The organism is Roseovarius pelagicus (assembly GCF_025639885.1).
Lineage (GTDB): Bacteria > Pseudomonadota > Alphaproteobacteria > Rhodobacterales > Rhodobacteraceae > Roseovarius > Roseovarius pelagicus.
The window spans coordinates 3,451,115-3,468,705 of the sequence record NZ_CP106738.1; the positions used below are offsets into that span (position 1 = coordinate 3,451,115).

The 17,591-nt window shown below is 59.0% G+C and carries 17 protein-coding genes; 9 read left to right on the top strand and 8 right to left on the bottom strand.

Translation table 11 applies throughout. The features are described 5' to 3' along the window. Window positions 1-4: 4 nt before the first annotated feature. The gene (locus N7U68_RS18135) at window positions 5-292 is read right to left on the bottom strand and encodes a DnaJ family domain-containing protein (RefSeq protein WP_308446188.1); all 288 of its coding nucleotides are present in this window, start codon (window positions 290-292) and stop codon (window positions 5-7) included. Window positions 293-491: 199 nt separating this feature from the next. On the opposite strand from N7U68_RS18135, the gene N7U68_RS18140 reads away from it, so the two are divergent. From N7U68_RS18140 to N7U68_RS18170, 7 genes are all read left to right on the top strand, one after another. Further along, entirely contained in the window at window positions 492-2,168 is a 1,677-nt protein-coding gene (locus N7U68_RS18140; RefSeq protein ID WP_263047722.1) for an ABC transporter permease, read from the top strand. 793 nt (window positions 2,169-2,961) lie between these two features. Continuing rightward, window positions 2,962-3,591, top strand: coding sequence for an ATP-dependent Clp protease proteolytic subunit (locus tag N7U68_RS18145; protein WP_165193208.1), 630 nt, complete (start codon window positions 2,962-2,964; stop codon window positions 3,589-3,591). Between the two features lie 142 nt (window positions 3,592-3,733). Beyond that, window positions 3,734-5,002 carry an ATP-dependent Clp protease ATP-binding subunit ClpX gene (gene clpX / locus N7U68_RS18150; RefSeq protein ID WP_165193207.1) on the top strand — a complete coding sequence of 423 codons (1,269 nt, stop codon included), beginning with the start codon at window positions 3,734-3,736 and terminating at the stop codon, window positions 5,000-5,002. A 226-nt stretch (window positions 5,003-5,228) separates the two neighbouring features. Beyond that, the gene (locus tag N7U68_RS18155; protein ID WP_263047723.1) at window positions 5,229-6,140 is read left to right on the top strand and encodes a hypothetical protein; all 912 of its coding nucleotides are present in this window, start codon (window positions 5,229-5,231) and stop codon (window positions 6,138-6,140) included. 142 nt (window positions 6,141-6,282) lie between these two features. Continuing rightward, the gene (locus N7U68_RS18160) at window positions 6,283-6,666 is read left to right on the top strand and encodes an NADH:ubiquinone oxidoreductase subunit NDUFA12 (RefSeq protein WP_263047724.1); all 384 of its coding nucleotides are present in this window, start codon (window positions 6,283-6,285) and stop codon (window positions 6,664-6,666) included. A 120-nt stretch (window positions 6,667-6,786) separates the two neighbouring features. Beyond that, window positions 6,787-7,245: an outer membrane lipid asymmetry maintenance protein MlaD gene (gene mlaD / locus N7U68_RS18165; protein ID WP_165193201.1), complete on the top strand. Its 459-nt coding sequence runs from the start codon at window positions 6,787-6,789 to the stop codon at window positions 7,243-7,245. After that, window positions 7,242-7,598: a DUF2155 domain-containing protein gene (locus N7U68_RS18170; RefSeq protein WP_165193199.1), complete on the top strand. Its 357-nt coding sequence runs from the start codon at window positions 7,242-7,244 to the stop codon at window positions 7,596-7,598. Before mlaD ends, N7U68_RS18170 begins: the two co-directional genes overlap by 4 nt. On the opposite strand, the gene aat is transcribed toward N7U68_RS18170, so the two are convergent. The 4 genes from aat to N7U68_RS18190 all read right to left on the bottom strand — a co-directional run bounded on the left by aat (window position 7,562) and on the right by N7U68_RS18190 (window position 10,794). Continuing rightward, window positions 7,562-8,227, bottom strand: a complete 666-nt coding sequence (aat, locus tag N7U68_RS18175) for a leucyl/phenylalanyl-tRNA--protein transferase (protein WP_263047725.1) — start codon at window positions 8,225-8,227, stop codon at window positions 7,562-7,564. The two genes, N7U68_RS18170 and aat, sit on opposite strands and share 37 nt — an antisense overlap. Window positions 8,228-8,230: 3 nt before the next feature. After that, a complete protein-coding gene (gene accC / locus N7U68_RS18180) occupies window positions 8,231-9,580 on the bottom strand; it encodes an acetyl-CoA carboxylase biotin carboxylase subunit (protein ID WP_165193197.1) in 1,350 nt (449 codons plus the stop codon). Between the two features lie 10 nt (window positions 9,581-9,590). Then, the gene (gene accB, locus N7U68_RS18185) at window positions 9,591-10,094 is read right to left on the bottom strand and encodes an acetyl-CoA carboxylase biotin carboxyl carrier protein (RefSeq protein ID WP_263047726.1); all 504 of its coding nucleotides are present in this window, start codon (window positions 10,092-10,094) and stop codon (window positions 9,591-9,593) included. A gap of 163 nt (window positions 10,095-10,257) precedes the next feature. Next, the gene (locus N7U68_RS18190; protein WP_263049188.1) at window positions 10,258-10,794 is read right to left on the bottom strand and encodes a LuxR C-terminal-related transcriptional regulator; all 537 of its coding nucleotides are present in this window, start codon (window positions 10,792-10,794) and stop codon (window positions 10,258-10,260) included. Between the two features lie 94 nt (window positions 10,795-10,888). On the opposite strand from N7U68_RS18190, the gene N7U68_RS18195 reads away from it, so the two are divergent. Beyond that, on the top strand, window positions 10,889-12,412 hold the full coding sequence (locus N7U68_RS18195; RefSeq protein ID WP_263047727.1) for an AMP-binding protein: 1,524 nt from the start codon (window positions 10,889-10,891) through the stop codon (window positions 12,410-12,412). Between the two features lie 58 nt (window positions 12,413-12,470). Here the strand turns inward: N7U68_RS18195 and N7U68_RS18200 are convergent, their stop codons facing one another. Then, window positions 12,471-13,385 carry a DMT family transporter gene (locus tag N7U68_RS18200; protein ID WP_263047728.1) on the bottom strand — a complete coding sequence of 305 codons (915 nt, stop codon included), beginning with the start codon at window positions 13,383-13,385 and terminating at the stop codon, window positions 12,471-12,473. Next, the gene (locus N7U68_RS18205) at window positions 13,382-14,413 is read right to left on the bottom strand and encodes a DMT family transporter (RefSeq protein WP_165193189.1); all 1,032 of its coding nucleotides are present in this window, start codon (window positions 14,411-14,413) and stop codon (window positions 13,382-13,384) included. The genes N7U68_RS18200 and N7U68_RS18205 overlap by 4 nt, the downstream gene beginning before the upstream one ends. A gap of 294 nt (window positions 14,414-14,707) precedes the next feature. Between N7U68_RS18205 and N7U68_RS18210 the strand changes: the two genes are divergently transcribed. Next, on the top strand, window positions 14,708-15,484 hold the full coding sequence (locus tag N7U68_RS18210) for a methyltransferase domain-containing protein (RefSeq protein ID WP_263047729.1): 777 nt from the start codon (window positions 14,708-14,710) through the stop codon (window positions 15,482-15,484). A 105-nt stretch (window positions 15,485-15,589) separates the two neighbouring features. Here the strand turns inward: N7U68_RS18210 and acs are convergent, their stop codons facing one another. Beyond that, window positions 15,590-17,536, bottom strand: coding sequence for an acetate--CoA ligase (acs, locus tag N7U68_RS18215; RefSeq protein ID WP_263047730.1), 1,947 nt, complete (start codon window positions 17,534-17,536; stop codon window positions 15,590-15,592). Window positions 17,537-17,591: the final 55 nt, after the last annotated feature.

Genomic DNA, 17,591 nt, shown 5'->3' on the forward strand with positions numbered 1-17,591 from the left:
TTCATCAACTTTTTCCGCGCTTCCATCGCGATCCCGTGGCGCATTTCAAGTTGGGCCAGCTTGGCCATCCCGGCCCTGCGTGTAGCCTCGGTCGTAGGGTTGCCAGATGGTGGCGATGCGCTTTGGTCTGTTTCCTGAGTGTGATTTCCTCTGGTACGACGCTAGCCTCTACCATCATCCGAAAGCCAACGGCATCCGCAGTGCTGGCAAGGGTTTGTTCGGATCGCTCCGGCGGGGGTTTGCCCTCGCCCTCCAGCCCATCAAGCTGTCCCTCCAGACGCGCCTTTTGGATCCGTCATTCAATTAGGTTTCTGATGGTGCGGATCATGCTGAAGTTCTATGGGGCCCGCCCGATTGGTGCCATTGCGCACAGAACAGCCGGAGGTGTCGCAGATGTTGACCCTTGGGCGGCAGCGGAATACTGATCGATTTTGTCGGAATAGCGCATCAAAGTGCGCCGAACCCATGTGTCCGAAGAAAGGATTGCTGCGATGACCGAACGGCTGATTTACCGGCTGGCATGGGCTGTCGCAGTGCTGTGCGTCGCGCCGATCGTCGCTGCAGCGATTGCGGCCTTTTCGGGCGATTTACAGACGTGGCGCGATATTCTGGGGTCAGTATTGCCACGTTACACTTGGGTCACTCTGGTTTTGGTGACGATTGTCGGCAGCGGTGCGGCAGCGATCGGAACCGCGACGGCATGGCTGGTCACGGTCTATCGTTTTCCGGGCGTGCGCTGGCTGGAAATCGCACTGGCGCTGCCGCTGGCGTTTCCGGCCTATGTGTTGGCCTATGCCTATACGTCGTTACTGGATCACCCCGGTCCGGTGCAGACGCTTCTGCGCGATCTGACCGGATGGGGGCCGCGCGATTACTGGTTCCCTGAGATACGCAGTGTGGGCGGGGCTGCGATGATGTTGATCATCGTGTTATATCCCTATGTCTATTTGTTGGCGCGTGCGTCGTTCCGACAGCAAAGTTCCAATGCGTTTCTGGTGGCGCGTACGCTGGGGCGTACGCCGGGCGCCGCGTTCTGGCGGGTGGCGTTGCCGATGGCACGTCCGGCGATCGTAGGCGGCACGCTGCTGGTGATCATGGAAACGATAGCCGATTACGGAACGGTGGCGTTCTTCAATGTGCAAACCTTTGCAACAGGCATCTATCAGGCGTGGTTCTCACTGGGCGATCGTGCGGCGGCGGCGCAATTGTCGCTCTGTCTGCTCAGCTTTGCGTTGTTGCTGGCAGGACTAGAGCGCGCGCAGCGGGGACGGGGCCGGACTGCCGGTCGGGGCGGCGCACGATTCGAGGCGTTGTCTAAACCCCAGCTGACGGGCGTGCGCGGCTGGGGGGCGGCGGCGCTGTGCTTTGGACCGGTATTGCTGGGGTTCGTAATTCCGGTCGTCATGTTGGGGCAGATGGCCATCGGGTCGGGCCAGAGCCTGCTTGAGGCGCGGTATCTGTCGCTGATGTCCAACTCTGTTGTGCTGGCGGGCATTGCCTCGGTTCTGACGGTGCTGGGCGCGATCCTGATCGGGTTCCGTGCCCGCACGCGTCCGGGGCGCACGTCACGCGCGCTGCTGGTCGGCGCGGGGCTGGGTTACGCGGTGCCCGGCGGGGTGATCGCGGTCGGGCTGATGGTGCCCTTGGCTGCACTCGACAACCTGATCGACAATGTGATGGAGGCACGCTTCGGGATCGACACCGGGCTGCTGATCACCGGCTCGATCTGGTTGATGGTGCTGGCCTATATGGCGCGATTCATGGCTGCGGCGCTGAATGCCTATGACAGCGGCATGGCGACGGTGCCGCGCCACTATGATGCGATCGCGCGGTCGTTGGGGCAGGGTGCGCCAAAGCTGTTGTGGCGGGTACACCTGCCGGTAGCGCGCACGTCGGTTCTGACCGCGCTGCTGATCGTTTTCGTCGACGTGATGAAGGAATTGCCTGCGACGCTGATTCTGCACCCGTTCAACTTTCAGACTCTGGCTGTTCAGGCACACAGACTGGCGGCGGACGAGCGTCTGTCAGAGGCGGCCGTGCCGTCGCTGGCTCTGGTCGCATTCGGTCTGATCCCGGTGATTCTGCTCTGTCGCACGATTGGCCGCGAGAGTGCTGAGCCGCGCCGCACCACAACAAGGCGGGGGAAGGACGCGCTATCTCTGCATTGAGATCGGGTCGTACTGCGCCCGAGACTGTCCAGAATAACAAGTGGGGATGAGGGTGAGCCGATATTTCCCGCTCATTCTGCATGGCTGCGATGTACAAATTTGATTACAAACAAGCAATGAAACCGACTGAGTGTTCTTGTCTGATTGTATTGCTATTGGCTGGCTTTGGTCTAACGCCCTCGGCGCTGGCGTCTGAGGTTAAGGTACGAACCTGTGCCGAATCGCTGGCGGATTTATCTTGGGTACTTAGGGATGAAGGCCAGTATTCTCTGTTAAATTCAGACAGGCTGGGTAAGAGGTTACACGGATTGCAGTGCCGTGAAGCTGAGATAATCGCTTGGTTTGACGCGCACGCCTGGACATATCGGAAAACAGTTTCTCTAAGTGGTGAGTCCTTTGGTCACGGCGAGCGAATTTATCGGGCCGATAGAGGTCTGCTGTTTTGCCTCCCGCGCCGTTTTCCATTCAGATGGCTGACCAACGGATGTGTTGCGCAGGCCAGCGTTTCGCTGTTTGACGGGAAAATTACACAGCTAATCGCAGGGCCATCGATCTAGCCGCAATCGTGCGGGGGATGGTTGTGTGTGAGCCGACCCAGACAATCAGTATCGCCTTTCGCGATTGGTTTTTTGGAAAAGCGACGTGCGATGATCTACCAGACAGGTCGAACCTGCACGCAGCGCAATGAGGCCAAAACGCTCCGCCTCCCCTTGCAGCCCCTTGGGCGCGCAACTAAGACTCTCTTAGGACCTGATCCGGTAAGGATCGGACACACATCAGCAGGCAGGCAGATATGACAGACCCAATGGATACCTACATGAACACCCTTGTGCCGATGGTGGTCGAACAGACCAGCCGGGGCGAGCGGGCCTATGACATCTTTTCGCGCCTGCTGAAGGAGCGGATCATTTTCCTTAACGGTCCCGTACATGATGGCATGTCATCGCTGATCGTGGCGCAGCTTCTGCACCTTGAGGCAGAGAATCCCAGCAAAGAAATCAGCATGTACATCAACAGCCCTGGTGGTGTCGTTACCTCGGGCCTGTCGATCTATGATACGATGCAGTATATTCGGCCCAAGGTCAGCACGCTGGTGATCGGACAGGCGGCCTCGATGGGTTCGCTGCTGCTCACTGCAGGGGCACCGGGCATGCGGTTCTCTCTGCCGAATTCGCGCATCATGGTACACCAGCCCTCGGGTGGGTATCAGGGACAGGCGACAGATATCATGATCCACGCCGAAGAGACGCTGAAGCTGAAGAAACGATTGAACGAGATTTACGTTAAACACACGGGCCAGACGCTCAAGAAGGTCGAAGAGGCGCTGGAGCGCGACAATTTCATGTCGCCCGAGGACGCCAAGAACTGGGGCCTGATCGATGAGATTGTCGAGAACCGTGCCAAACCGGATGCCGAAGAGTAAGGCGGTATCAAGGTCATGCGGCGGGCAGCCCATTTTACGATTGTGGCTGCTCGATGCCTGTCCTAAGCTGGCCGTCAACATCGCCGCTCGGTCCGGCTCGGTCCATTCCACAAGGGGCGGCGCAGCGTCCGAAAGGTAGATAATGTCGAATAGTTCTGGCAGCGACAGCAAAAACACCCTCTATTGCAGCTTCTGCGGCAAAAGCCAGCATGAAGTCCGCAAGCTGATCGCCGGACCGACGGTGTTCATTTGCGACGAATGTGTCGAGCTTTGCATGGATATCATTCGCGAAGAAACCCGCAGTGCAGGGCTGAAATCCGCCGATGGTGTCCCGGCCCCGCGCGAGATTTGCGATGTTCTGGACGATTATGTGATCGGCCAGGCGATGGCCAAACGTGTGCTGTCCGTGGCGGTCCACAACCACTACAAACGGCTCGATCATTCCGGCAAGGGTGGCGATATCGAGTTGCAGAAATCCAACATCTTGCTGATTGGCCCCACCGGTTGCGGTAAGACGCTTCTGGCGCAGACGCTGGCACGTATACTGGATGTGCCGTTCACGATGGCCGACGCGACGACACTGACCGAGGCGGGTTATGTAGGTGAAGATGTCGAGAATATCATCCTGAAGCTGCTGCAATCGTCTGAGTATAACGTGGAGCGCGCACAGCGCGGCATCGTCTATATTGACGAGGTAGACAAGATTACGCGCAAGTCCGAAAACCCGTCGATCACCCGCGATGTATCGGGTGAGGGCGTGCAGCAGGCCCTGCTGAAGCTGATGGAAGGCACCGTGGCGGCCGTGCCGCCGCAGGGCGGGCGCAAACATCCGCAACAGGAATTCCTGCAAGTGGATACGACGAACATTCTGTTTATCTGCGGCGGTGCATTTGCCGGTCTGGACAAGATCATCTCGGCCCGCGGCAAGGGCAGCGCGATGGGCTTTGGCGCGGATGTGCGCGACAAGGATGATCGCGGTGTCGGCGAAGTGTTCAAGGATCTGGAGCCGGAAGATCTGTTGAAATTCGGCCTGATCCCCGAGTTCGTTGGCCGTTTGCCAGTGATTGCGACGCTCGAAGATCTGGACGAGGATGCGCTGGTAACGATCTTGACCCAGCCGAAGAATGCATTGGTCAAGCAATATCAGCGCCTCTTTGAGCTGGAAGATGCGCAGCTGAGCTTTACCGAAGATGCGCTATCAGCGATCGCCAAACGCGCAATTCAGCGCAAGACCGGCGCGCGTGGCCTGCGGTCGATCCTCGAAGATATCCTACTGGATACGATGTTCGAATTGCCCAGCATGGAAAATGTCGAAGAGGTCGTGGTCAACGAAGAAGCGGTCAATTCCGACGCGGCGCCGCTGATGATTTATGCGGATGCCAAGAAGGAAGAGGCTGCCAGCGCGGGATAAACCCGAGGCTTTGACCCCGATACATTTAAGTTCTGTCAAAGAAGCCCGCGAATTTCGCGGGCTTCTTTGCTTAGCTTATCGCAATGACGGACGAAAAAACTGCCGCCACTCGGTCCGCTAGTCGGGCCGCACCATCCGCGATGACTCGCGAGAGATACCGCACCAACCTTGCCGATCATTTTAATCGTGATACGCTATTCCGAGTTTGCAGTGGGGGCAGTTAGTGATGTTAGGCATTGTTTTAATGGGGGTTCTTGGCACCGCCCTCTTGGGGTCTATTGCCTTTGATTGGTTCGATGACAGCGACGACGATGAACAGCGTAGCTCTGATGAAGAAACCGGTTCAGAGGATGAGGTGGATGCTCTGACAGAGATCATCGGGACCGACGGTAATGAGGAGCTGATCGGTTCGGACGCCGACGAGGCCATCTATGGATTGGGCGGTGATGATACTCTGATCGGCGGTGGCGGTGATGATCTTCTCGATCTTGGCGATGGCTCGGAGAGTGGCGCCAGAAGTGTTGCCCAAGGGGAAGAGGGTGATGACACGATCATTGGCGGCACGGGTTTTGACAGACTGTACGGTGGCGCAGGAGACGACGAACTACATCTTCTGGGAAGTTTCGAGCGGCCTTGGGGCGGGGATGAGGAGGCCGTTGGCGGAGAGCCGGAGTTGGCCTCTGGCGGACCCGGAGAAGACACCATCTATGTGGAAGAAAGCGACCTGGGCGCGGAAACACCGGGCGTCTGGGTGGCCTTGAATGACGGGGTATCGCTCTCGCAATCGACGTCTGACGATGTGGCGGCGCAGGACACCGTTATCATCCGCGATGGCGATGCGGATGTCCTCATCACCCGGTTTGAGTTGGGAGGTGCAGACAGCCCCACCGGGGACATGCTGGACCTCAGCGAACTGACGAACACCGATGGCGATCCAATCACCGTGGACGATGTTGACCTCTATTTCAATCAGTCGTCAGGGCAATTTTATAATGCCTTCATTTCGATCCCTACCGGGCCAGATGGCGAAACGCTGCGCATCAGGCTTAACCATATCAATTTTGGTCAGGATAACGGGATCGGAGGTCCGAATTTGCCGAACGACGAATTCCTGTCCCTAATCGGAATTCCTGCCTAGCGCGCTTTGGAGTGGCGCCTCTTTCGCGAGGCCGCGTCCTGCCCGGCTGGGCAATGAACCGGAGCTGAAACGAGACGACAGGATGTCTGGACCTTTGCGCGTGGATGCGCCATATCTGAGGCAACGTTTACCGGAGGACCCGATGGGCATTCTCAACACTCTTTTGCGCTCCGTGACCTGGTGGAACGGGCAGACGCTGAATACGCAGTTCTACACTTGGCGCCGCGGCACCAAGGTCGGAGAGGATGCGCAGGGCAATATCTATTACCGCTCTAAAGACGACAAACGCCGCTGGGTGATCTTTAACGGCGAGGCCGAAGCGAGCCGCGTCAGCCCTGACTGGCATGGCTGGTTGCATCATACGTTCAAAGAGCCACCCACCGACACGCCGCTGCCGCGCAAGACATGGGAAAAGCCGCATCAGGAGAACCTGACAGGGACCGCACTGGCCTATGCGCCTGCGGGGTCCATTCGCCGAGCGCAACCCAAAGCGCGCAGCGACTATGAGGCGTGGCGCCCGGAATAGGGTGTTTTGCAGCCAGTCTGAGCGACAGATTCGGATCAGAACGCCTGCAACACTGACGCGGCTAGAGCGATTTTTATACAGGCCCGTTCAGGAAATACGCAAAAGGCTTTAGGCAGACAGATGTCAGAGAACAAAACCGAGATTATTGTAGGCGGTGCCGTTCTGGCGGTCGCCATCGGGTTTTTGACCTATGCCGGACAGATCACCGGGTTTTCCGCTGGTCAGGAGGAATATGTGCTCTCGGCCAGTTTCCGGTCAGCGGACGGCGTATCGGTGGGCACCGACGTGCGCCTTGCTGGCGTCAAGGTGGGCCGCGTGACGGAAATGAAGTTGGACCCAGCGACCTATCGCGCCGGGGCGACCTTTACCGTTCGTGCCGGCATCGACGTGCCGGACGACAGCGCGATAGCCATCTCATCCGAGGGGCTTTTGGGTGGCAACTACGTTGAAATCCTGCCCGGCGGGTCGCCGTTTCACTTTGAACCCGGCGATCAGGTCGAATTTACCCAAGGGTCGGTCAGCCTTGTTTCGCTATTGATGAAGTTTGTTGCAGGCGATCCCGAAGAGACGCCCAAATGAAAACGCTGGCCTTCATGGCGGCACTCGCAGTGCCGGGAATGGCCGTCGCCCAAGATGTCGGGATCGGGACCGGTGCGGTGTTGCGTGGACTGGAAAAAGTATCAGGCGAAATCGCCGATATCACGCTTCGTTCTGGCGAGCATGCGACCTTCGGGCGGCTCACGATCGAGATGTCGCAATGCCGTTATCCGCAGGGCGATCCGGCAGGCGATGCCTTTGCCTATCTCACGATACTGGAGGCCGATGATGAAACGCCACGCTTTGCTGGCTGGATGATCGCTTCGTCACCCGCGTTGAACGCGCTGGATCACCCGCGTTACGATGTTTGGGTCATGCGCTGTACCACCGAATAAGGCGTGGTGCAGAGCGGAACGTGATCGATGTCGGCGCGCCTGCGCAATGCCGCATCCAGACGTTTGCGATACTCCGCTCGACTGATTTCCACGGCCCCCAGCGTCGCCAGATGTGGCGTGATGAACTGCGTGTCAAACAGGGTAAAGCGGCAGCGAGCGAGATGGTCCACCAGATGCGCCAGCGCCAGCTTAGAGGCGTCCCGCTGCCGCGAGAACATGCTCTCGCCAAAGAATGCTGTCCCCAGCGTCACTCCGTAGACACCGCCGATCAGCGCACCGTTCGACATGACCTCGATCGAGTGCGCATGGCCGAGGTCGTGCAGCGCGATGTAGAGGCTTCGGATTTCATTACTGATCCACGTCTCTGGCCGGTCAGCACAGGCGTCTATCACATCGGCAAATGCCGCGTTCAGCGTGACCCGATATCCGGCGCGCCGCATCCGGCGCGACAATGAGCGTGATACATGAAATCCACCCAGTGGCAGCACGCCGCGTCTGCGTGGATCGACCCAGTATACCTCTGGATCGTTGCGATATTCGGACATCGGGAAAACGCCTGCTGCATAGGCATTGAGCAACAGTTGCGGCGTCAGATCGAAGTCCGCATCGCTATCGTCGGACTTCGCCACGCGTCACCCCCGCAGGTTCGTCTCCAGCCATTTTTCCAACCAATGGATGTTGTAGTTGCCAGACTGGATGTCGTCCTCGGCCAGAAGTGCGTGAAACAGCGGCACAGTGGTATCAACGCCATCGACGATCAACTCGCCCAATGCCCGCCCTAGTCGGGCCAATGCCGCCTGACGATCAGGGCCATGCACGATCAGCTTGCCGATCAGGGAGTCGTAGTAGGGCGGGATCGTGTAGCCATCATAGAGCGCGCTGTCGATCCGCACACCCAGGCCGCCGGGGGCATGAAATTGTGTGATCTTGCCTGGACGTGGCGAAAACTCGGGCAGCTTTTCGGCGTTGATGCGAACTTCGATGGCGTGGCCGTTAATGACCAGATCATCCTGAGTGAAGGACATTGGCAGCCCTTCGGCAACGCGGATCTGTTCGCGCACCAGATCGACACCAAAGATCGCTTCGGTCACGGGATGTTCGACCTGCAGACGGGTGTTCATCTCGATGAAGTAGAATTCGCCATTCTCATAGAGGAATTCGATCGTACCCGCGCCGATGTAATTGATTGCCGCAACCGCGTCGGCGCAGGTTTTGCCAATGGCGGCGCGTTCCTCGGGGGTGATGACCGGGCCGGGGGCCTCTTCGAATACTTTCTGGTGCCGACGCTGAAGCGAACAATCGCGCTCGCCCAGATGTACCGCGCCGCCCTTGCCGTCACCAAAGACCTGAATTTCGATGTGGCGCGGGGTGCCGAGGTATTTTTCGATATACACCTCGTCATTGCCAAAGTTCGATTTACCTTCGGCGCGCGCGGTTTGAAAGGCGCGCTCCATTTCGGCTTCGGTCTTGGCCACTTTCATGCCCTTGCCGCCACCTCCTGCGGTTGCCTTGATGATCACCGGGTAGCCGACATCATCACCGATGCGTTTCGCCTCGGCCAGAGTGGAGACGCCGCCGTCGGAACCGGGCACGCAGGGCACACCGAGCTTCTTCATCGTGTCCTTGGCCGTGATCTTGTCGCCCATGATGCGGATATGTTCCGCAGTGGGGCCGATAAAGGTCAGGCCGTGATCTTCGACGATCTGCACGAAATTGGCATTTTCCGACAGAAAGCCATAACCCGGATGAATTGCTTGTGCGCCGCTGATTTCGCAGGCGGCGATGATCGCGGGGATTGACAGATAACTGTCGGTGCTGGGCGGTGGGCCGATGCAGACGCTCTCATCCGCCATGCGCACATGCATGGCATCAGCGTCGGCGGTGGAATGCACAGCGACTGTCTGAATGCCCATCTCGCGGGCGGCGCGGATCACTCTGAGGGCGATTTCGCCACGGTTTGCTACCAGGATTTTCTCGAACATTGCCAGCGCCCTATTCGACGATCATCAGCGGCGCACCGTATTCAACCGCGGCGCCATCCTCGACGAGAATCCGCTTGACGGTACCACCGCGCGGGGCGGGAATATGGTTCATGGTTTTCATCGCCTCGATAATCAGCAGAGTGTCGCCTTCGGCAACTTTGTCGCCGACGCTGACGAAGGATGGCGCACCCGGCTCTGCCTGCGTGTAGACGGTGCCGACCATGGGCGAGGTCACTGCGCCCGGGTGGCTGGCGGGATCTTCGACAGATGCATCCGCACCGCCTGATGCGCTAGCGGGCGCAGCCGCAGAGACGGGGGCAGCGGCGGCATAGGCCTGCTGAGGTGCTGCGATCATCTGAGGCGCCGCATCCTTGCGGCGGCTCACGCGTACATTCAGGCTGTCATCTTCGCCGTAGTCGCGTTTGACCTGCAATTCGGTCAGATCGTTCTCGTTCAGAAGTTCGGCCAGCGCCTTGATAAAGGCGACATCATCATCATGGGTTTTGTTTGACATCAGGTTCCTCGACCGGTTGCTGCCCTTATTTGGGCTGCGTTTGTTTTTTCACGCTTATATGGCATTGCGCGGGCTTAGAAAAGCGGGCTTCTGCGACCCAAAGTGGGGTATGGCGCAGCAAATTGCCAGCAACTAGGGGAATTCCGTTGGTGCTACGTCAATGTTACAGCGGCATACCGCTGAGTTTGGCGACCAGTTCGGCCAGTTTCCGTGCCTGAAACTTTTCCAGCAGGCGCGCGCGGTACACTTCTATCGTACGATAGCTCAGGTCAAGTTCCAGCCCGATTTCCTTTGATGTCATGCCGCGGCAGGTCAGGATCGCGACCTCGCGTTCGCGCTGGGTCAGGCTGACCATGGGGCGGTCGTCCGACAGGTCCGCGAAACTCCAGACGCCACAATGGAATGGGTCGTCGGGTGTAACCGATTGCCCCCTGACGCGGCACCAAAAGAGCGCACCGTCCGAACGTTTCATCACCCGTTCGTCCGAGTAACGTCCGGTTTTTTGCATTGCGCTCAGGCCGCGCTCGCCAATGCGGCGGTAATCCTCGATGGAGGGATAGAAATGGGCCAGCGGAACACGCGCGAAATCGGCGACGGTACCACCGAAAATCTCTGCGAATTGGCGGTTGCAATGACGGATGATACGCCGCTCCAGAACGGCGAGACCCACGGGCGCATGATCAAAGGCAAGATCGCTGATATCCATAAAAGGACTATGCGCGCGTATTTCTACGAATTGCAATGTGGCTGTCGCGGAGGTCACTGTGGCGGCACGGGATCAGGGAGAGGTCGGGATGAATATTGCACTGTGGCTGCGCCGAATGGCACAGGTGCGCGGGGCCGCACCAGCGCTCTTTCATGGGTATGACATGATTGAGGATTACGCCGGGTTCGATCGCCGGGCCGGGCAGATTGCCAGCTGGCTGCGGCAGACCGGCGTGCTGCGCGGGGACCGCGTTGCGCTTTACATGAAGAACCACCCGGACTATCTGATCCTGCTCTATGGCATCTGGTATGCCGGAGCCGTGGCCGTCCCGATCAACGCCAAGCTGCATCCGCGAGAGGCGGCGTGGATCACCGACAACGCCGGGGCTGTCCTCACTTTCATTTCCTCTGGTATGGTCGATGAACTGGCGCAGGTCGGTGCAACGGGCCGGATCGTCTCTCATCTGGATGATGCGCTGGCCACGGCTTACCGGCTCGACCCCGTTTGCGATCCGGCAGAGTGTGCGTCCGCTGATCTGGCGTGGCTGTTTTACACCTCGGGCACCACCGGGCGGCCCAAGGGGGTCATGATCACGCATCAGATGCTGAGCGTCATGGCGCAGAGCTATCTGGCGGATGTGGACGCAGTCACCCCCGAGCATTGTGCAATCTACGCCGCCCCGATCAGCCATGGTGCAGGGCTGTATGTGGTTCAGCACGTCCTGATGGGGGCGCGGCATGTCGTGCCTGCATCGGGCGGGTTCGATGGGGTGGAAATCCTCGATCTGGCTGCGCATTTTGGACAGGCGCATCTCTTTGCCGCGCCGACGATGGTGAAACGTCTGACAGCTCAGGCGCGGGCAATGGGCAGTGTCGGCACGGGTTTGCGCAGTGTCGTCTATGCCGGTGGGCCCATGTATCTGGCAGATATTATCGAGGCAGTTGAAACGTTTGGTCCTATATTTTTGCAGGTTTACGGGCAGGGGGAATGCCCGATGAGCATTACCGCATTGTCGCGTGCGGATGTGGCGGACCGCAGCCACCCGCGCTGGCGGGAACGGCTGGGGTCTGTGGGCCGTGCGCAGAGCGTGTGTGAGGTTCGCATCGGTGGTCCGGATGGGTCCGCACTGGCACCCGGCGAGGTCGGAGAGATCATGGTACGTGGGCCGAACGTGATGCCGGGGTATTGGCAGAACGACAACGCCACAACCAAGACGATCAGGGACGGTTGGTTGATGACCGGCGATGTCGGATATCTGGATTCCGATGGTTATGTCACACTGCAAGACAGGTCCAAGGATGTGATCATTTCTGGCGGATCGAATATCTATCCGCGCGAAGTCGAGGAAGTACTGCTGCTGCACCCCGAAGTCAGCGAGGTTTCGGTGGTTGGACGCCCGGAACCGGAATGGGGCGAGGACGTGGTGGCCTTTGTGGTGGCGAGTGTGGGGTGCGCACCAGACGAGCAGGCGCTGAGCGCGCATTGTCTGGAACATATCGCGCGTTTCAAACGACCCAAAGCGTATTTCATGCTGAATGAACTGCCCAAGAACAATTATGGCAAGGTTCTGAAAACAGAGCTGCGGGCGCGGCTTGCACAGGATGGCGGTTAAGAAAATTCGGGCATTTTCTGCTCGTCGAGGTTTTTCGCCGAAGTATCGGATTCCGGGATCAGACGTGAGGCGGCGGACGCTTACGACGTGCGCCGCTTAATGCGTTACTGGCGATGGCTGCCAGCAGGATACAGCCACCCAACATCGTGTTGGGCGTCGCGGTTTCGCCCAATGCCAGCCAAACCCAAAGCGGGGCCAAAACCACTTCGGCCAGCGACAATAGCGTCAGCTCCGCAGCGGGCACCGTGCGCGAGCCGAGGGTATAGAGCACCAGCCCGGCGCCGACCTGAAAGACGCCCATGCCGATCGCCACGCTGCCATCGTTCGGGCTGAGGACAAGGGGCAGACCCGCACCGAGGCAGATCAGGCCCATGATGCCGACGGCCATCAACCCCGACAGGAATACCGCCGGAAGCATCTCGCCAGCACGCCCCCAGCGCAGGGCAATGGTGAAAACGGCAAAGCCAAAGGCCGACCCAAATGCCGCAAGGTTGCCGCGCAATGCTGCGCCATCCGGTTTGTCCCAGACCATGATTGCGATCCCGAGTATGGCGGCGGCAATGGCGATCCATGTGGCGCGGCGCACTGGCTCTCGCAGAATCACAAGTCCGAGGATCGCCGCAAGGAATGGAGCAGAGGCAAACATCATCATCGCATTGGCGACGGAGGTGTGCTGCAGCGCATAGATGCCGCCCGTATAGGCACCGACCAGCGCCAGTGCGCCGATGACGCCGGGCCAGCCTACACGGCGGACATGGCCAAACGGATCGCTGCCGGTTCTGAGGCGGATCACGACATAAAGCAGCGCACTGAGGCTGATCGAACGGTACAAGAGGATCTGCCATACGACGGCATCCTCGATCAGTCGGATGCCCAGCCCGATCGTGGACCACAAAACTCCGGCCAGAAACACCAGCAGGATACCGCGCCCGCGTCCGGTGGACACATCCGCAAAGTTGGCTGCCGTGCTCATGGCAGGTCTGGTTCGTCAGACGGCGTGGGCGGCGGCATCGGCGTGCCTGGGGCAAAGGTGGCTTCGGCGACGTTGGTCGGATCATCGCCGTGCCGTGCCGCGCGCAACTCGCGGTAGCCCAGATAGAGCCCGCTACCGACGATCAGCGTCATGCCGACCCATGTGGTCGTCGGTGGCATTTCATCAAAGAATATCCACGCGACGGCGATCGCGATCGGCATGTAGGTGTAATCAAACGGCGCGACCAGACTGGCATTGGCGACCTGATAGGCACGGGTCAGCAGCATCCAGCCCATCATGCCGACCAGACCAAGCAGGATGAGTTTGTGCCCGTCTCGCGCCAGCTCGGTAGGCCATGCCATACGCAGGTGGTGAAACTCTGGCCCGAGCGTGATGAACTGATTGGTCAGCCAGCCCAGCGGCAGAATCATCAATCCCATAAAGGTGATGGTTTGCAGGCCCATCGTCAGCGTCGACTCCTGTTCACCCATTTGCCGAGCAAGGATTTGACTGATCGCATAGGAGAGCGCGCAGATCAGGGGCAGGATCGCCACCCAGCTAAAGCCTTCGCTGCCGGGGTTCATCGCGATGACCACGCCGACAAAGCCGACGATCAGCGATAACGTACGGTGGATTCCGATAGTTTCCCGCAGCACGACCGCGGCCAGCAAGGCAGTCATCAATGGAGCCGAAAAGAAAATCGTCGTGACTTCGGCCAACCCCATAAAGGGAAAGGCGGCGTAGAATAGCGAAAAGCCAACGGCAAGCAGCGTTGCGCGCACTAAATGTAGCTTCCAGAACGGAGTCAGGATGCGATGCGGGCCGCCGAGCCATAGGATAAGCGGCGTCAGCACCACCAGCGTGATGATCGAGCGGACGAAAATCAGATGCCAGAGCGGATGGGTGTCCAGCAACGACTTTACCAGCACGTCCTGCACAACAAAGAGCAACATGCCAATTTCGGCGCAGGCGATCCCGTGCAGGGCGCGACTGGGCGGCGGGGCGGTATGGGGGTGGATTGCCGTCATGGCGCCACCTTGCCGATTCGCCCCCTACCGGGTCGCGCTTGTTTGCGACGCGGTGTCGCGAATGGGCGATTGGATGAAGTGCGCTGGCGGGTGTGCGGATGAATTCGCTAAACCGTCGCCATGCAGCAAAGGTTGGGTTGTCCCCCAAATGGCAGGAACACGTGGCGAAGCCTAGCCTGCTGTGCCGCTGAAGTATCGCCATGGTTTTGACAACGCTAAACCAGCTCTGGACTGCGTAAGGGACATTGGTGATCTATCGTTTCAAGTGGCGCATGGAGACGCTACAATTGCCGTATGCTGAAGTTTGACGACGAAACGACCAAGCTGCTTGAGATAGCCTATCAAGGTGGCGATGTTAGTCGACGCCGTCGGATGGCCTTCGACGCGCTTTGCCTGTCTCAGGGCGATACGGTCGTCGATATCGGGTGTGGTAATGGGCTTCTGACAGAAGAGATCGCCCGCGCTGTCGGCGCGGCTGGACGTGTCTTTGGCATTGATCCAAGTGAAGATATGCGCGCATTGGCGCTGGCGCGATGCGCTGCTTTTCCGGCGGTTCGCATCGAGGATGGTCTGGCCGATAAATTTCCGCTGTCAGATGGCGAAGCTGATAGCGTCGCTGCGGTTCAGGTGCTCGAATATCTCCCAGATATCCCTGCCGCGATCCACGAAGCACATCGTGTCTTGCGTCCGGGTGGCCGGTTCGTCGCAGTGGATACCGGATTTAGAACGCTTGACTGGTTTTCAGAATACGAAGACCGAATGAAACGCGTCCTGACAGCATGGGATCAGCATTACACCGAGGCGCGCGTGGCGGCCCTTTGGCCCGGTTTGACGCGCGCGGCAGGATTTACGGCGATTGAAATCGAACCATTCACGTACTGCGATGTGACTTTGCGTCCAGACGGTATCGCCTTCATGCTGATGCATCTGATGTCACGCTATGCGGTTGAAAACGGGCACATGCCCGAGCATGAGGCAAAGGCATGGTTTGACGAACAGGAGAAACTTGCAAAACAAGGACGCTTCTTCTTTTCGCTGACATATTATCGGATGAGCGCGGTCAGGCTATAGACCGCGTTCTCCACGAACCGCCATTCTCAACCCTCGGAACAAAGAACCCCGCAAGGCATAACCATGCGGGGTTCTAAACTCAGGTCTTGGCGGGTGAAAGGACGATCAGCCCTTGTTCATCCGGTTTTCGATCAGATCGTCGACCACAGCCGGTTCTGCCAAGGTCGATGTATCCCCCAGCGCGCCGAAATCGTCCTCGGCGATCTTGCGCAGGATGCGACGCATGATCTTGCCCGACCGGGTCTTGGGCAGGCCGGGTGCCCATTGAATGAGGTCCGGCTTGGCAATCGGGCCGATCTCGGTGCGGACCCATTTTTCCAGTTCCTTGCGCAATTCCTCGGATGGCTCGACGCCGTTCATCAAAGTGACATAGGCATAGATGCCCTGACCCTTGACGTTATGCGGATAACCGACGACCGCGGCCTCGGCGACCTGCGCGTGGGCGACCAGTGCGGATTCGACCTCTGCCGTGCCCATCCGGTGTCCGGATACGTTGATTACATCATCGACGCGGCCGGTAATCCAGTAATAGCCATCCGCATCGCGGCGGCAGCCATCGCCGGTAAAGTAGTAGCCCTTGTAGTCAGAAAAGTAGGTTTTCTCGAACCGTTCGTGATCACCGTAAACGGTGCGCATCTGGCCCGGCCAGCTGTCCTTGATGCACAGCACGCCTTCGGCAACGGTATCGGTGATTTCCTCGCCAGTTGTCGGCTCTAGGATCACCGGATGAACACCAAAGAACGGTTTGGTGCAAGAACCGGGTTTTGCCGCCGTGGCACCGGGCAGGGGGGTCATCATATGGCCGCCGGTTTCGGTCTGCCACCACGTGTCGACGATGGGGCGGGTGCCCTTGCCGACAACGTCATTGTACCAGTTCCAGGCCTCGGGGTTGATCGGCTCACCGACGGTGCCCAGTACCTTCAGATCACTCAGGTCGGATTTCTCGACGAACTCATTGCCCTGACCCATCAATGCACGGATCGCGGTAGGCGCGGTGTAGAATTGGTTTACTTTGTGCTTTTCGCAAACCTGCCAGAAACGGCTGGCATCAGGGTAGGTTGGCACCCCTTCGAACATCAGCGTGGTCGCCCCGTTGGCAAGCGGGCCGTAGATGATGTAGCTGTGGCCAGTGACCCACCCAACGTCTGCGGTGCACCAGAAAACATCGCCGGGTTTATAATCGAAAACCAGTTCATGCGTCATCGATGCATAGACCAGATACCCGCCAGAGCTGTGTACGACGCCTTTTGGCTGCCCGGTAGAGCCGGAGGTGTAGAGGATAAAGAGTGGATCCTCTGCATTCATTTCCTCCGGCGCACAATCGGTGCTGGCGGCAGCCATCAGCGCCGTGCAATCGTGGTCGCGTTCGGTCCATGTGGTCTGTCCGCCGGTGCGTTTGACGACAAGACATTGTACGCGGTCATCGCAATGCAGCAATGCCGCGTCGGCGTTGGATTTTAGCGCCGTCTTGCGCCCGCCACGCGGCGCTTCGTCGGCGGTGATCAAGACTTTGGCGTTCGAGCCGTTGATGCGCGCGCCCAACGCGTCGGGTGAAAAGCCTGCAAAGACGATGGAATGAATCGCACCGATCCGCGCGCACGCCAGCATCGCATAGGCGGCCTCGGGGATCATCGGCATGTAGAGGACAACGCGATCCCCCTTGGTCACGCCCAGACCCTTGAGAACATTCGCCATGCGACAGGTCTGCGCGTGCAATTCCTGATAGGTGATATGCTGGGCGTCATCTTTCGGATCATCCGGTTCCCAGATGATCGCTGTTTGATCGCCGCGCTCGGCCAGATGCCGGTCAATACAGTTGGCTGCGACATTCAGGGTGCCGTCGGCGTACCAGTTGATCGCGACATTGCCGAGATCGAAATTGACGTCCTTGACAGTGCTATAGGGCTTTATCCAATCGACGCGCTTCCCTTGTTCGCCCCAGAACGCGTCTGGGTCGGTGATCGAGGCGGCGTACATCTCTTCGTATTTCGCGGCGTCAATCAGGGCGTCGGCGGCAAAAGCATCGGAGGGCGGATAAGTTTTGTCAGACATGTCAGACCTTTTGTATTCTATTCGTACCTGTGCGGGATGCCGCCCGTGACGGGCC